Raw genomic sequence first — 13437 nt, 5'->3', positions numbered from 1 at the left:
CGCTGGACACCGCGGCCATCAGCGAACTCGGCGCGCTGGCCCCTGGTGGCGAACGCGCGCTGTGGCGCGGTTGCCTGGCCCGCACCCGGCCGCGGTCGAGCCGGGCCGAGCGAGCCGGGCGTGCCGAGCCGCGCGGGCCGAGTTGGGCCAGGGCTGGGGCAGGTGGGTGGCAGGCGGATTCGTGGGTTAGCTGCCCTGGTTGGTGCGGCGGGTCTTGAGGACCTTGCGGATGTTGAACGGCACCAGGTTCAGGGCCGGGCCCGGAGGCGGGTTGCGGATGGCCGCGGCGATGCGGGTGTTGATCGCTTCGATGATCGCGCGGGCCCGGTCCTCCGTGGGCGCCGCGAGGGCCGCCTCGTACGCCGTGGCCGCGTCCTTTCGCAGGATCAGGCTCGGGGGGAGGTTGGTGAGCTTTTCGGCGGCCAGTTTCCGGTTGATCCACCACAGTTCCTGGTACGGCTGGTTGGCGTCGGGGAGGGGTTTGCCGGCGCCGGGCAGGTTGTCGAACTCGCCGCGTTCCATGGCTTGGCGGATCTGGCGCTCGACCCAGGTTTCCCAGGTCGCGTCTGCGGGTTTCCGGGTGGTCATGGGCGGGCCTCCTTGGCGGATCCGGGGTGGGGCTGGGGTTGGTGGGGGCTCACCATCCAGTGTGCCGTAGCTGGTCGAGTTGTTGGCGGGGCGCATGCGGAGCTGGAGGGCCGGGTCGCGGGGTGACTCGGCGGGGCAGGCGTGCGCGGCCAGGTGGCCAGCCGGGCATGGGTTAGCGTTCGCGTAGTTTCGACTGGCCACAAGGAGCACGATGACCTACGTTGCCGCTGATGCGCGTTATGACGCCATGACCTACCGCCGGTGTGGTCGCAGTGGGCTGAAACTGCCCGCGATCTCGTTGGGGCTGTGGCACAACTTCGGCCATGACAAGGCGCTGGACACCCAGCGCGACATCGTTCGGGCCGCTTTTGACCTCGGGGTCACGCACTTCGATCTGGCCAACAACTACGGTCCGCCGCCCGGGGCCGCGGAGGAGAACTTCGGCCGGTTGTTCGCCGCGGATCTGCGTAGCTACCGGGACGAGGTGCTGATCTCGACCAAGGCCGGGTACCTCATGCATCCGGGGCCGTACGGCGAGTGGGGGTCGCGCAAGTACCTGGTGTCGTCGCTGGACGCGAGCCTGGCTCGGCTCGGGCTGGACTACGTGGACATCTACTACCACCACCGGCCGGACCCCGACACCCCGATCGAGGAGACCATGGGGGCGCTGGACTCCTTGGTGCGACAGGGGAAAGCGCTTTACGTCGGGGTGTCCAACTACTCGGCGGAGCAGACCAGGGAAGCCGCGGCGGTGCTGGCGGAGCTGGGCACGCCGTTGTTGATCCACCAGCCTTCGTACTCGATGGTCAACCGGTGGATCGAGGACGGGTTGCAGGATGTGCTGGACGAGGTGGGGGCGGGGTCGATCGCGTTCTCGCCGCTGGCGCAGGGGCTGCTGACCGATCGGTACCTGGACGGCATTCCGGCTGACTCGCGGGCCGCGGGGGCCAGTCCGTTCCTGCAGGCCGAGGGGATCACCGAGGGACAGCTCGCGATCGCCAGGGGGCTCAACGAGGTCGCGAAGCGGCGGGGGCAGACCTTGGCGCAGCTGGCGCTGGCGTGGGTGTTGCGCGGGGAGCGGGTGACCTCGGCGTTGATCGGGGCCAGCAGCGTCAAGCAGTTGGCGGACAACGTCGCGGCCACCGCGAACCTTGACTTCGCGGCGGAGGAGCTGGCGGAGATCGAGGGGTTGCTCGGCGCGGGCTGAGCGGCGGGGGACCCGTGGGCGAGGCTGGGTGGCCCGCTACCGACCGGTCGGTAGCGGGCCGATGCCCGGGGCGGGCTGGAGAGCTCGCCCCGGGGATGGGTCAGCCGGTGGCCAGTTCGTAGGCGCGTTGCGGGACGAACTGGCCTGCCGGGGCGATGCAGCCGTCGGACTCGCCGGGGAGTTTGATCCACAGGTAGGCGTCGATCTGCGAGTCGCCGGTTGACGTGGTGCTGGGGGTGCCCAGGGCTCGGCCTGCCGGGTCGCACCATTCGCTGCCCCGGGGACCGTTGCCGTTGCGGCTGGTGTCGATGACCGCGCGCAGGCGGGAGTTGCCGAGGCGGGACAGGATGTTCTTGGCGTAGGCGGTTTCGGTGTGGGTCCAGTGGTAGTTGGAGACGTTGAGGGAGATGCCGTCGGCGCTGTTGGCGATGTCCGCCTGGGCGAGTCTGCTGGCCATCTCGGCAGCGCTGTGCCAGCCGGAGTGGGCGGCGTCGAAGTAGACCTTGGCCGCGCCCGAGCCGGACTTGAGCTTCTTGCCCGCGTAGGCGATGGAGGCGCGGGTTTCGGCTTGCTGGGCGGCGTTCTGGCAGTTGGTCATCAGGGCCAGCACGTCGGGTTCCAGGATGATGGTGGCCGGACGGCCGGCCAGGCCGGCGGCGACCTGGTCCACCCACTGGCGGTAGGCGGTGTGGCTCGGAGCGCCGCCGCCGCTGGGGCCGCCGCAGTCGCGGTTGGGCACGTTGTAGACGACCAGGATCGGGGTTTTGCCCGCGTTGGCCGCCGCGTTGACCAGGTTGTTGACCTGGGTGCGGACCGTGCTGGTGTTGGTGGTGGTGAACCAGCGGGCCTGGGGGACCTTGGCGATGCGGTCGCGGATCACCTGGGCGCGGCCGTCGTTCGGGTTGGCGGCCACCCACTTCGCGGCGCCGGTCTCCGGGTCGGTGTAGAAGCCTGACGGGGCGGCTTGGGCTGGTGTGCTCGCCAGGCTGAGGGCGATGAGAACCGTGGCGAGCACGGGCGGCACTGACCTTTTGCTCATCCGAAACTCCGAGTTGCCGATGTGACAGGGACACAGGCGGCGGTGTCTGGGAGCGCTCCCAGACGGGAGTTTACGGATGTGACCACGCGCTGGGAAGAGGCGGATTGGTGTCAGGCCGAGGTGCGGTGCACGAGACTGACCGGGAGGACCTTGCGGCGCGGCGGCGGGTTGTCGCCCTCGATGAGCTGGTACAGAGTGTCGACCATCTGCCGCACCTGTTCGCGTGGGTCCTGGTGCACGGTGGTCAGCGGGGGATTGGTCGCCTCGGCAATGCCCCGGTGGTCGTCGAAGCCGACCACGGCCACGTCCTCGGGCACCCGGCGGCCCGCGGCGTGCAGGGCGCGGAGCGCGCCGGCGGCCATGGGGTCGTTGGCGGCGAAGACCGCGTCGAGGTTGGGGACCCGGGCGAGCAGGCGGGTCATGGCCTGCTCGCCGCTTTCGGTGCTGAAGTCGCCTTCCTCGGACAGCCGGGTCGCGGCGCGGTCGTCCAGGCCGAGGGTCTTGCGCCAGCCGGTGAGCCGGTCCACCGCGGAGCGCTGGTCCTGTGGGCCCGCGACGGTGCCGATGCGCTTGCGCCCCAAGGAAAGCAGGTGTTCGACGGCGAGCTTCGCGCCGCCCTCGTTGTCGAAGTCGACCAGGTGCAGGCCGCGGGTGGCGCCGCCGGGCCTGCCGCCGCCGAAGACGATCGGCAGCCGCAGCGAGCGCAGCGCGGACGGCAGCGGGTCGGCGCGGTGGGAGGCGAAGACCAGGGCGCCGTCGACGTGGCCGCCGTCCAGGAAGCGCACCGTGCCGGGCACGTCCTCGCGGCTGTCCACCAGCATCATCAGCATCTGGCTGCGGCGGGCGGAGAGCTCACGGAAGGCGCCGCGGACGATCTCGGCGAAGTAGGGGTCCTCCAGGACCTTGGTCTCCGGTTCGGAGAGCACCAGGGCGATGGCGTTGGTGCGGCGGGTGACCAGCGAGCGCGCGGCCTGGTTGGGGGAGTAGCCCAGCTCGCGCGCGGCGTCGAGGACCTTCTCCCTGGCCCGGGAGCTGACGTAGGCCTCCTCGTTGAGCGCCCTGGACGCGGTCGAGCGCGACACACCCGCGTAGGCGGCGACGTCTTCCAGCGTCGGCCGCACGTCACCTTGGGTCACGCCCACCACCTCATCCACACCGCTGCCCGGGATGATCAGCCTAGTCGCCGAGCCAGGCCGCGCGGACCAGCTCGGCCACCTCCGCCACCGACCGGTCGGTGGAGTCCAGGCACAGGTCGCCGAGCGGGGGGTGGGACGCCTGCGCGGCCAGGCGGCGCAGCTCCGCCGGGGGCCTGCCGCGCAGGTCGTCACCGGGGATCGGTGGCCCCTCGCCGCGGCCCCTGGCGAGCAACCGCTCGGTCAGCCGGTCCTGGTCGGCGTGCAACCGGCACACGGTCAGTGGCACGTCCCCCAGTGCCGCGGCGTAGGCGTCGAGGGTGGCGGGTTCGCCGACCTCGCCGGAGAGGACCAGGTAGCGGGTGCCGGTGGCATGGAAGGTGCGCCAGGCGGCGGCCAGGTTGCTGGGCCGGAGGTGGTCCTGCGCCGGGCGGCAGAAGCCGAGCTGGGCGAGGTCGAGGTAGGCGGCGGGCTGCCCGGTCCGGGCCAGGCAGGCGTAGACCGCCCAGGCGACCACGGACTTGCCGACGCCCCGGGGACCGCACACCAGCAGCGCCTTCATCCAGCCCTGTGCCCTCATCAGACCCAGCGCTCCAGCACCACCCGCGCCACGGCCACCGCGGGCAGCCCGGTGGTGTCCACGCACAGGTCCGCGAAGTCCTCCCGGTCCAGCTCCGCCGCCTCGCGCACCGCGGCCTCGGCCAGGTGGGTGAGCCAGCCGCGGCGCAGGAACCGCTCCCGCAGCTCCGAGGAGCCCGCGCGCAACCGGCACAGCGTCACCGCCGCGCCCGGCAGCGCGCGGGTGTAGCTGCGGGCGACCGCGGCGGACTCCAGGATTCCGGACACCACAAGGCGATCCGCGCCCGCCTCCCGGTAGTGCGGCCACATCGCGGCCAGGTTGCGCGCCTTGATCCGGTGCTGCGCCGGATCATCGGCGGGCGCGGGCGAGCACAGGCCAAGCTGGTCGGTGTCCACGAAGCCGGAGCGGTCCAGCTGGGTGTGGATCTCCCAGCCGACGGTGGACTTGCCGACGCCGGAAGGCCCGCACAGCCACAGCACCGGGAAACGATCACCAGCCACCCGGCGGAGGCTAGTGCGGCCGGTGCCGTTGCGGCCAGCGGATTTCAGGCGTCGGCGATCCGGTCCAGCCACTCCACCAGCAGCGCCTGTTCCGCCGGGGACAGCGCGCCCGCGGAATCGCGGCGCAGTGCGGCGGCGAGCCCGGCGGCGCGGGCTGGCACATCGGTGTCGCCGACGGCCTGCCCGCCGGTGGTGATCGAGCTGATCACGTTCTCCCTGGCCGCCGTGGACAGCTCCAGGTCCCGCCGGTCCGCCGGCGTCGCGATCAGGGTGAGCACAACGCCCTTGCCGGTGGCGTGCACCAGGTCCGCGCCCCGGCTCACGCTCACCCGGAGCAGCCCGGCCTCGGCGATCCGCTGCACGATCCGGCGCAGCCGCGCTTCGGCCTCCTTGCCCGCGCCCGAGGAACCGGCCCGGGTGTCGCCGTACATCAGCAGGTAGAAGGCGGGGTGGCTGAGGCCGAACTGGACGTGCAGGTCCCAGCCGCGGCGCAGGTCCTCGATCGGGTCCTCGGTCTCGCCGAGGGCGGCCTTGCCGGTCAGGTACTCGGTGAAGGCGTGCGCGGCCACCGCCTCCAGCAGCCCGTCCTTGTCCCCGAACAGGCGGTAGAGGGTGGGGGCCTGCACACCGGCCGCGGCGCTCACCGCACGGGTGCTCACCGCGTCCCTGCCGCCCTCGGACAGCAGTTCCGCCGCAGCCCGGACCAGGCGGTCCCTGGTGGACTCGGCGCTCTTCTCGGTCATGAATCAATGCTAACAAACTTCGAGTAGCGTCGCTCCGGTATCAGTGATACGGTGATCTAGTTATCAACGGAAACAACCGCTGGGAAGGCTGGAACCATGACTGACTCCACTGTTGACCGGGTCGCGATCGTCACCGGCGGATCGCGCGGCATCGGCCGGGCGAGCGCGCTGCGGCTGGCCGCCGACGGGCAGGCCGTGGTGGTCGGCTACGGCGGCAACAAGGCCGAGGCCGACTCCGCCGTCGCCGAGATCACCGCCGCGGGCGGGCGGGCCATCGCGGCACAGGCCGACGTCGCCGACGAGCAGGCCATGACCGAGGTCTTCGACGCGGCCGAGCGGGCCTTCGGCGGGGTGGACGTGGTGGTGCACGCCGCGGGCGTGCTGTACCAGTCCACCATCGCCGAGCTGGACCTCGACCAGCTGGACCGCATGCACCGCACCAACATCCGGGGCCCGTTCGTGGTGGCCAAGCTGGCCGCCAACCGGGTCCGCCGGGGCGGCGCGATCCTCACCTTCTCCACCTCGGTGATGGGCACCCTGCTGCCGACCTACGCCCCCTACACCGCGTCCAAGGGCGCCGTGGAGGTGCTGACCAAGATCCTCGCCCGCGAGCTGCGCGGCCGGGACATCACGGTGAACGCGGTGGCCCCCGGCCCGACCGCGACCGCGCTGTTCTTCGAGGGCAAGGACGAGGCCACCGTCGACCGACTGGTCAAGATGGCGCCGCTGGAGCGGCTGGGCACCCCGGCGGACATCGCCGAGGTGGTCTCGTTCCTGGCCGGGCCCGCCCGCTGGGTCAACGGACAGGTGCTGCGCGCCAACGGCGGCATGGTCTGAGCGACCCCGACGACCCAGCTTTGCTACAGTCTTCTAGTGTTACAGTTGACTAGCACAATTCAGGGGCGGTGCGGTGGAGTTCCGGGTTGATCGATCAGCGGGCATGCCCGCCTACCGGCAGCTCATGCACCAGGTCCGCGACGCGGTGCGCCTCGGCTGGATCAAGCCGGGCGACCGCCTGCCGACTGTCCGGGAGGTCGTGGCCACCTGCGCGGTGAACCAGAACACCGTGCTCAAGGCCTACCGGGAGCTGGAGCTGGCCGGCGTGCTCGAGGTCCGTCAGGGCTCGGGCACCTACGTCCGGGACTCCGGCGCCCCCGCCCCCGCGCAGCTTCCGCCGGAGCTGCGGGAACGACTGGAGGACTGGGTGCGCACAGCACGCGAGGCTGGACTGAACGACGAGGACATGCGGGCCCTGCTGGGCGCGGTGCTCTCCGGCCGGGCGGGTCAGGAATGACCGGCAACGCGCTGGAGGTGGCCGGCATCGGCAAGCAGTACAAGCGCCGCTTCGGCCGCGGCTCGAACTGGGCGCTGCGGGACTGCACCTTCGAGGTGCCGACCGGCCGGGTGGCCGCGCTGGTCGGCCCGAACGGCGCGGGCAAGACCACCCTGCTGAGCATGCTGGCCGGCCTGCTGGCCCCCACCGAGGGCACCGCCACGGTCGGCGGCAGGCTGGTCACGGCGGGCCGGGGCCGGGCCGCGGGCCGGGTTTCCTTTGTCGCGCAGGAGAAACCGCTGTACCGGCAGCTGAGCGTGGCGACCATGCTGGCGGTCGCCGCCCGGCTCAACCACGAATGGGACCAGCGACGCGCGACGCGCTGGCTGGCGCGCTTCGAGATCCCGCTGGACCGGCCGTGCGGCAGGCTCTCCGGCGGGCAGCAGGCCCAGGTGGCCTTCGCCATCGCGCTGGGCTCCTGCCCCTCGGTGCTGCTGCTGGACGAACCGCTGGCGAACCTGGACCCGTTGGCGCGCAACGAGGTCACCCAGGAGCTGCTCGGCGAGGCGGCCGAGACCGGGATGACCGTGCTGCTGTCCACGCACGTCGTGGCCGAGCTCGGCGGGGTCGCCGACCACCTGGTGCTGCTGGCCGACGGCGCGCTGCTGGCCGACGGGCCCGTGGACGACATCCTGGAGCGCCACCGCTTCTACGACGGCCCGCGCTCCTCGACCCCGCCCGTGCCGGGAGAAGTGGTGCAGGCCAAGCACAGCGACCGGCAGTCCAGCTACCTGATGGGCTTCGCCCCGCCGTGGCGGCCACCGGAGGTCAGCCCGCCGTGGCGCGGCCGCGAGATGACGCTGGAGGAGTTCGTGCTGGCACAGCTGGAGAACAGCCGCGCGAGCAAGAGGAGGGCGGCATGACCACCAGCACGGTGCGCACCGACCCGCCTGCCACCGGCAAGCGTGGTGGCGCGCGATTCCTCGACCTGGCCTGGGTGACCTGGCGGCAGTACCGCTGGCTGGTACTGGGCACCACCCTCGCGGTGGCCGCGGTCTCCGGCTTCTTCCTGTGGAGCTACTTCGCCGCCAGCGGACTGCCGCCCTGCGGCAACGCCTGCCCGGACGGCGGCGCCTCGCCCGCGCTGGAGGCGATCGCCCGGCGGGCCGGCCTGCTGGAGTACCCGGTGCTGCTCTTCGCCGGGCTGGTCGCGGCGTTCTGGGGCGCGCCGCTGCTGTCCCAGGAGTACGAGCACCGCACCCACCTGTGGGCCTGGACCCAGGACGTCTCGCCCACCCGCTGGCTGAGCACCCGGCTGCTGGCGCTGTGCGCGACCCTCACCGTGCTCACCGGCCTGCTCGGCCTCACCGGCACCCTGGTCACCCAGTACCTGCACGCCCAGGACAGCTCGGCGTTCCACCCGTACCAGAGCATGTCCTTCGACCTGTGGCCGCCGCTGCAGATCGGCTACGTGCTCTTCGGGTTCGCCCTCGGCGTCGCGGTGAGCGCGGTGGCCCGGCGCACGGTCATCGCCATGCTGGTCACCGTGCTCGGCTTCGCCGCGGTGCGGGTCTTCGTGGCCGAGTTCCTGCGCCCGCACTACCTGACCCCGCTGCGCCAGGCCACCCCGCTGGGACAGCAGGCGAAGCTGGAGGGCGCCAACCTGATCACCGGCACCGGGTACCTGCACACCTCGGGCGCGACCATGCCGCAGGGCGGCGGACTGGTGACCGAATGCCGGAAGCTGGCCGAACAGGTCAGCCCGTCGAATGCCACCTACGGCCAGGTGCAGGCGGAGATGTCCAAGTGCCTCACCGAACGCGGCTGGACGCAGACCTACATCGACTACCAGCCCGACGCGCGCGTGCTGCCGATCCAGCTCGTCGAGACCGGCATCTACCTCGGGCTCGCGATCGTGCTGCTGGCGCTGGCGGTGCGGCTGGTGCGGCGCACGGCCACGCTCTGACTCAGCCACTCAGGTCCAGGGCGGCCAGCGCGGTGTCGAGCACCGTGGTCTGCCGGGCCGGCCGGTAGGTCTCCGGATCGGCCGTGGCCAAGGTGTTCATCCCCTCGACGAGTGAGACCAGGGTCAGCGCGGCGGTTGCCCGCCGGGCCCTGGTCCACTGTGGACGGACCTGGGCGATGAGCCGTTCGATCCGGCGGAGGAAGGACTGGTTGGCCGCGCGGTGGCGCTCGGCCAGCTCGTCATCGCCCAGCGCGGCGGCCAGGTAGCCCAGCCACACCCTGGCCTCCTGCTGTTTGGCCGGATCCACCGAGGCGGCGTGCCGCAGCACCGCGCGCAGCACCGCCGCCGGTGGGCCGCCCTCGGCGGTCAGCTCGTCCATCGCCGCGCCGGTGCGCTGGTGCAGCAGGTCCCTGGCGTGCCGCAGCAGCGCCCGCTTGTCCGGGAAGCGGTGCAGCACCAGGCCGGTGGTGCAGCCCGCGGCCGCGGCCACCGCCCGCAGGGTCAGCCCCTGCGGCCCGGACTCGGCCATCAGCCGCCACACCGCCGCGGAGATCCGCTCGCCCTGCTCCGCCCGATCCGCGGTCCTCGCCATCGGCCACCACCTCTCGTAACACATGTTACCGTAACGCCTGTTACGAGGAGAGGGGTGGCCGATGACGGTGCGGGTGACCGAGGTGAGCTGGGCCGATCCCGAGGGCGCCGCGCTGCGGGCGGCCCAGCGGGCAGAGCTGGACGCCCGCTACGGCTTCGCCGACCACGAGCCGGGCGCACCGCCCACCGCCGCCGACATCGAGGTGTTCCTGCTGGCCAGGGACGCGCAGGACCGGGCGGTCGGCTGCGGCGGGCTGCGGCTGCTCGGGCCGGACTCAGCGGAGATCAAGCGGATGTACGTCACGCCGCGGGCGCGCGGCACCGGGGTGGCGGTGGTGGTGCTGCGGGCGCTGGAGAACGAGGCGCGGCGGCGTTCGCTGCGCACCCTGCTGCTGGAGACCGGGACCGCGCAGCCGGACGCGATGCGCTTCTACGAGCGCGAGGGCTACCACGCGGTGGCGAACTTCGGCCCGTACGTGGGTTCGGAGCTGTCCCGCTGCTACCGGCGGGAGCTGTGAAGCAGGTGTGGCGCCGGAACCCGGCCTGCTCGCCGCGATCGGCAAGCAGGCCGAGAATGTTCTTGGCTGGCGCGCTCTAGCGGGGCACCAGCTTCGGCGGGATCACCACCACCGGGCAGGTCGCCTTGCGGATGCACTCCGCGCTGATCGAGCCGAGCACCGCGCTGTAGAGCCGCCCGTGCCCGTGGCTGCCCACCACCAGCAGGTCCGCCTGGGCGGCCTCCTCGGTCAGCACGTCACCGGCGTAGCCCTGCCGCACCACCGTGCGCACCGGGTGCGGCTCGCCGCCGGTGACCTCGGCGATCGCCTCGTCCAGGCGTTCCCGGTGCACCTTGTCGTGGTCCACGTCCAGGTCCGTGGGCTCGGCCACGGTGAACGGGGTCGCCGAGGAGGGCACCGGGTTGGGCACCCAGGCGATCACCGCGACCACCTCGGCGTCCCGGCGGCGGGCCTCGGTCAGGGACCAGCCCAGGGCGCGCAGGCTCTCGGTGGAGCCGTCCACGCCCACCACGATCGTTCCGGCCATGCCGCCTCCCTAGCGTCGCGTGCGTTCAGCTTGCCGAATACCACCGGGGACGGCTCGGTGAAACCGGCGGCTCACCCGGGGAAGATCACACCGGTGAGGCGCTCGGACTCCGCCCACAGCCGCCGCTGCTGCTCCTCGTCGCGGGACTGCCTGCTGGAGCGCACCACCACCGGCGCGCCGCGCAGCTCGCGGAACCCGTTGGGCCCGTAGTACTGGCCGGTCACCGCGGCCGGGTCGGTGGCCGCGCGCAGGGTCGGCAGCGCGCCCTGCGCCGCGGGCTGGGTGAACAGCCTGCCGAAGACCCGCATGCCGAGGCGGAACGGCGCGGGGGAGTTGCGGACCAGCTCGGTCATGGAGATGCCGGGGTGCGCGGCCAGCGCCAGCGCCGGGCTGCCCTGCGCGCTCAGGCGGCGGGCCAGCTCGTAGATGAACATCAGGTTGGCCAGCTTGCTCTGGCCGTAGGCGGCGACCCGGTCGTAGGAGCGGCTCCACTGCAGGTCGTCGAAGTGGATCTTCGCGCGGAGGTTGTGCGCGATGCTGGCCACGGTCACGATCCGCGCGCCGGGCGTCTCCGCCAACCGGTCGATCAGCAGGCCGGTGAAGGCGAAGTGGCCGAGGTGGTTGGTGCCGAACTGGAGCTCGAAGCCGTCCTGGGTGAGCTGTTTGGGGGTGTACATCACCCCGGCGTTGTTGATCAGCAGGTCGATCCGCTCGAAGGAGTCGCGCAGCTCGCCCGCGGCCTCGCGCACCGAGTCCAGCGAGGTCAGGTCCAGGCGCTGCACCACGACCTGCGCGCCGGGCGCGGTCTCGGCGATCCTGGCCGCGGCCCGCTTGCCCTTCTCCAGGTCCCGCACCGCCAGCACCACGGTCGCGCCGCGCTGGGCCAGCACCTGGGCGGTGGGGAAGCCGATGCCGGTGTTGGCTCCGGTGACGATCGCGACCCGCCCGGTCTGGCTCGGCACCTCGGCCGCGCTCCACAGCTTGGTCATGACAGCTCCCACCTATAATCCGGGGTGTACGTTCCGTTTACGAACATACGGAACGCACGCCCCGTTTGTCCAGTGGAGGCCGTGTGAAGAAGCTCAGGTCGGATGCCGTGCGCAACCGGGAACGCGTGTTGCGGGTCGCCTACGAGACCTTCGCGACCGAGGGCCTCTCGGTGCCGATCGACGAGATCGCGCGCAGGGCCGGGGTGGGCGCGGGCACCGTGTACCGGCACTTCCCGACCAAGGACGCGCTGTTCCGGGCGATCGTGGCCGACCAGTTCGACCAGGTCATCGCGCGGGCCGCCGAGCTGGCCGGGGCGGCGGACCCCGGCGCGGCCTTCTACGGCTACTTCAGCCGGTTCATCCAGGACTACGTCACCGACCAGGGCCTGATGGAGGCCTTCGCGGGCAGCAAGTTCGACATCGAGACCGCCGAACCTGAGCGCACCGCGGAGTTCAAGAAGGCCATCGGCGTGCTGCTGGCCCGCGCGCAGCAGGCAGGCGCGGTGCGCGCGGACGTGGACGTCGCCGACGTCAAGGCGCTGATGATCGGCGGCCAGGCCATGCTGAACTACCGGGGCGAGGCGGGCGCGCGGCTGATCCCGCTGCTGTGCAAGGCGCTCGCGCCCTAGGGCGGTTCCGGGATTGACGGAAGCCGGTTCCGGCTATTGCACAGCCATGGAAACCGACACCTCCGAGGACCTCGACAACCGGTCGCGCCACACCTGGCGGGCTGCCTCAACGGCGTCGATGGCCGCCATAGCAGTGGTAGCGGGCATCAGCGTCATCGCCTCCAGCGGCCAGGGAATCGGGTGGCTGTTGCTGGCGCTCGGACTGGCCAGTGCTCTGATCGCCGCCTGGTTCGTCCACCTCGCCCGGAAGTCCCGGCGTACGCGGGACGGGGCGAACCGGCCCTAGCGCGGCGCGCGTCCCCAGGTGCTGACCAGCGGGTAGGCGGTGACGCTGAACCCCGGATCGCGCAGCAGCCGGGTGAACTGGGCCAGCTCGCCCGGCCCGACCCCGGCCGCGCGCAGCTTCTCCCGCAGCTCCCAGGCGTTGGCCAGCAGCAGCCTGCTGCCCTCGCCGCCGCCCACCCAGATCGGCGTGGACCGGCTGGAGGCGACCTGTTCCAGTCCACAGTGGACGAACAGTTTCTCCACGCCCAGCGCCCAGTCCAGGTCGTCGGAGCCGAGCTTGGTCAGCACGTCGAGCACCTGGGTCTGCACCGCCCAGAACGCCTCCTGCCTGCGGTCGTCGGTGCTGAGCACCCGCTGCTCCTTGGGCAGGATCTCCTCCAGCAGCAGCACCCCGCCGGGGTTGAGCGCGGCGGTCAGCTTGGCCACCGCGGCATCCCGCGCCGGGTGGTGGATGAGCACCAGGCGGCAGTGGATCAGGTCGAAGCCGGGCGCGGGCAGCGGGTCGGTGAGCACGTCGTGCCGCCGGACCTCCACCGGCGCGGACAGCTCCAGCAGCCGGGTGTCCAGGTCGGTGGCCAGCACGTAGCCGTCCGGGCCGACCTGCTCGCCCAGCCAGCGCGCGATCGAGCCGCCGCCGGCGCCGACCTCCCAGCAGCGCTGTCCCGGCGTCACGCCGAGCTCGGCCAGCAGCGGCGTGGTCACCGCGTCGTAGGTGGCCTCCAGCGCCGCCATGCGTGTTCGTGCGGCGTCCACCGCGTTGTCGAAGGGATAACTGCCCACCGCGCCTCCTGGTCCGGCTATTACCTTGACGGCTGGCGGGCTCCGGGGAAAGTCGGCAGGGCCATCCGGCCGCGGATCCGGCCCGGGGAG

Annotated in this window: 18 protein-coding genes; 8 read left to right on the top strand and 10 right to left on the bottom strand. The window is 72.1% G+C overall.

All coding sequences use genetic code 11. From position 1 onward, the window contains the following. Positions 1 to 186: 186 nt before the first annotated feature. Complete coding sequence (locus ACWDY5_RS22165) at positions 187 to 588, bottom strand: DnaJ family domain-containing protein (protein WP_449724063.1); 402 nt, start codon at positions 586 to 588, stop codon at positions 187 to 189. A gap of 211 nt (positions 589 to 799) precedes the next feature. On the opposite strand from ACWDY5_RS22165, the gene mgrA reads away from it, so the two are divergent. Next, positions 800 to 1795, top strand: coding sequence for an L-glyceraldehyde 3-phosphate reductase (mgrA, locus tag ACWDY5_RS22160; protein WP_449724062.1), 996 nt, complete (start codon positions 800 to 802; stop codon positions 1793 to 1795). A gap of 100 nt (positions 1796 to 1895) precedes the next feature. Here mgrA and ACWDY5_RS22155 read toward each other — a convergent pair whose 3' ends face one another. From ACWDY5_RS22155 to ACWDY5_RS22135, 5 genes are all read right to left on the bottom strand, one after another. Further along, a complete protein-coding gene (locus tag ACWDY5_RS22155; RefSeq protein ID WP_449724061.1) occupies positions 1896 to 2834 on the bottom strand; it encodes a glycoside hydrolase family 6 protein in 939 nt (312 codons plus the stop codon). Between the two features lie 110 nt (positions 2835 to 2944). Then, entirely contained in the window at positions 2945 to 3970 is a 1026-nt protein-coding gene (locus ACWDY5_RS22150; RefSeq protein WP_449724060.1) for a LacI family DNA-binding transcriptional regulator, read from the bottom strand. 40 nt (positions 3971 to 4010) lie between these two features. After that, positions 4011 to 4547 (bottom strand): hypothetical protein, encoded by a 537-nt coding sequence (locus ACWDY5_RS22145; protein ID WP_449724059.1) that lies wholly within the window; start codon positions 4545 to 4547, stop codon positions 4011 to 4013. Next, positions 4547 to 5047 carry a hypothetical protein gene (locus ACWDY5_RS22140; RefSeq protein WP_449724058.1) on the bottom strand — a complete coding sequence of 167 codons (501 nt, stop codon included), beginning with the start codon at positions 5045 to 5047 and terminating at the stop codon, positions 4547 to 4549. Before ACWDY5_RS22140 ends, ACWDY5_RS22145 begins: the two co-directional genes overlap by 1 nt. Positions 5048 to 5091: 44 nt before the next feature. Further along, on the bottom strand, positions 5092 to 5790 hold the full coding sequence (locus ACWDY5_RS22135) for a TetR/AcrR family transcriptional regulator (RefSeq protein ID WP_449724057.1): 699 nt from the start codon (positions 5788 to 5790) through the stop codon (positions 5092 to 5094). A gap of 96 nt (positions 5791 to 5886) precedes the next feature. Between ACWDY5_RS22135 and ACWDY5_RS22130 the strand changes: the two genes are divergently transcribed. The 4 genes from ACWDY5_RS22130 (at position 5887) to ACWDY5_RS22115 (ending at position 9029) form a co-directional block, all read left to right on the top strand. Then, positions 5887 to 6627, top strand: coding sequence for an SDR family oxidoreductase (locus ACWDY5_RS22130; protein WP_449724056.1), 741 nt, complete (start codon positions 5887 to 5889; stop codon positions 6625 to 6627). Between the two features lie 103 nt (positions 6628 to 6730). Further along, the gene (locus ACWDY5_RS22125; protein ID WP_449724055.1) at positions 6731 to 7084 is read left to right on the top strand and encodes a GntR family transcriptional regulator; all 354 of its coding nucleotides are present in this window, start codon (positions 6731 to 6733) and stop codon (positions 7082 to 7084) included. After that, positions 7081 to 7986, top strand: a complete 906-nt coding sequence (locus ACWDY5_RS22120; protein ID WP_449724054.1) for an ABC transporter ATP-binding protein — start codon at positions 7081 to 7083, stop codon at positions 7984 to 7986. The genes ACWDY5_RS22125 and ACWDY5_RS22120 overlap by 4 nt, the downstream gene beginning before the upstream one ends. Continuing rightward, complete coding sequence (locus tag ACWDY5_RS22115; protein ID WP_449724053.1) at positions 7983 to 9029, top strand: hypothetical protein; 1047 nt, start codon at positions 7983 to 7985, stop codon at positions 9027 to 9029. The genes ACWDY5_RS22120 and ACWDY5_RS22115 overlap by 4 nt, the downstream gene beginning before the upstream one ends. A 1-nt stretch (position 9030) precedes the next feature. Here ACWDY5_RS22115 and ACWDY5_RS22110 read toward each other — a convergent pair whose 3' ends face one another. Continuing rightward, positions 9031 to 9621, bottom strand: a complete 591-nt coding sequence (locus tag ACWDY5_RS22110) for a TetR/AcrR family transcriptional regulator (protein WP_449724052.1) — start codon at positions 9619 to 9621, stop codon at positions 9031 to 9033. A 61-nt stretch (positions 9622 to 9682) separates the two neighbouring features. Here ACWDY5_RS22110 and ACWDY5_RS22105 point away from each other — a divergent pair, with 61 nt between their 5' ends. Beyond that, positions 9683 to 10138, top strand: a complete 456-nt coding sequence (locus ACWDY5_RS22105) for a GNAT family N-acetyltransferase (RefSeq protein WP_449724051.1) — start codon at positions 9683 to 9685, stop codon at positions 10136 to 10138. Positions 10139 to 10214: 76 nt separating this feature from the next. Here ACWDY5_RS22105 and ACWDY5_RS22100 read toward each other — a convergent pair whose 3' ends face one another. Further along, entirely contained in the window at positions 10215 to 10664 is a 450-nt protein-coding gene (locus tag ACWDY5_RS22100) for a universal stress protein (RefSeq protein ID WP_449724050.1), read from the bottom strand. Positions 10665 to 10735: 71 nt separating this feature from the next. Beyond that, positions 10736 to 11653 (bottom strand): SDR family NAD(P)-dependent oxidoreductase, encoded by a 918-nt coding sequence (locus ACWDY5_RS22095; protein WP_449724049.1) that lies wholly within the window; start codon positions 11651 to 11653, stop codon positions 10736 to 10738. A gap of 83 nt (positions 11654 to 11736) precedes the next feature. Here ACWDY5_RS22095 and ACWDY5_RS22090 point away from each other — a divergent pair, with 83 nt between their 5' ends. Both ACWDY5_RS22090 and ACWDY5_RS22085 read left to right on the top strand, forming a co-directional pair. Beyond that, complete coding sequence (locus ACWDY5_RS22090; protein WP_449724048.1) at positions 11737 to 12282, top strand: TetR/AcrR family transcriptional regulator; 546 nt, start codon at positions 11737 to 11739, stop codon at positions 12280 to 12282. Positions 12283 to 12328: 46 nt separating this feature from the next. After that, positions 12329 to 12568, top strand: a complete 240-nt coding sequence (locus ACWDY5_RS22085; RefSeq protein ID WP_449724047.1) for a hypothetical protein — start codon at positions 12329 to 12331, stop codon at positions 12566 to 12568. Here ACWDY5_RS22085 and ACWDY5_RS22080 read toward each other — a convergent pair. Beyond that, a complete protein-coding gene (locus tag ACWDY5_RS22080) occupies positions 12565 to 13347 on the bottom strand; it encodes a class I SAM-dependent methyltransferase (protein ID WP_449724046.1) in 783 nt (260 codons plus the stop codon). The two genes, ACWDY5_RS22085 and ACWDY5_RS22080, sit on opposite strands and share 4 nt — an antisense overlap. Between the last annotated feature and the right edge of the window lie 90 nt (positions 13348 to 13437).

It is taken from the genome of Crossiella sp. NPDC003009 (assembly GCF_053591555.1).
Note: the sequence above shows the minus strand (reverse complement) of the source record. Positions and strands in the feature narration are given on the sequence as shown.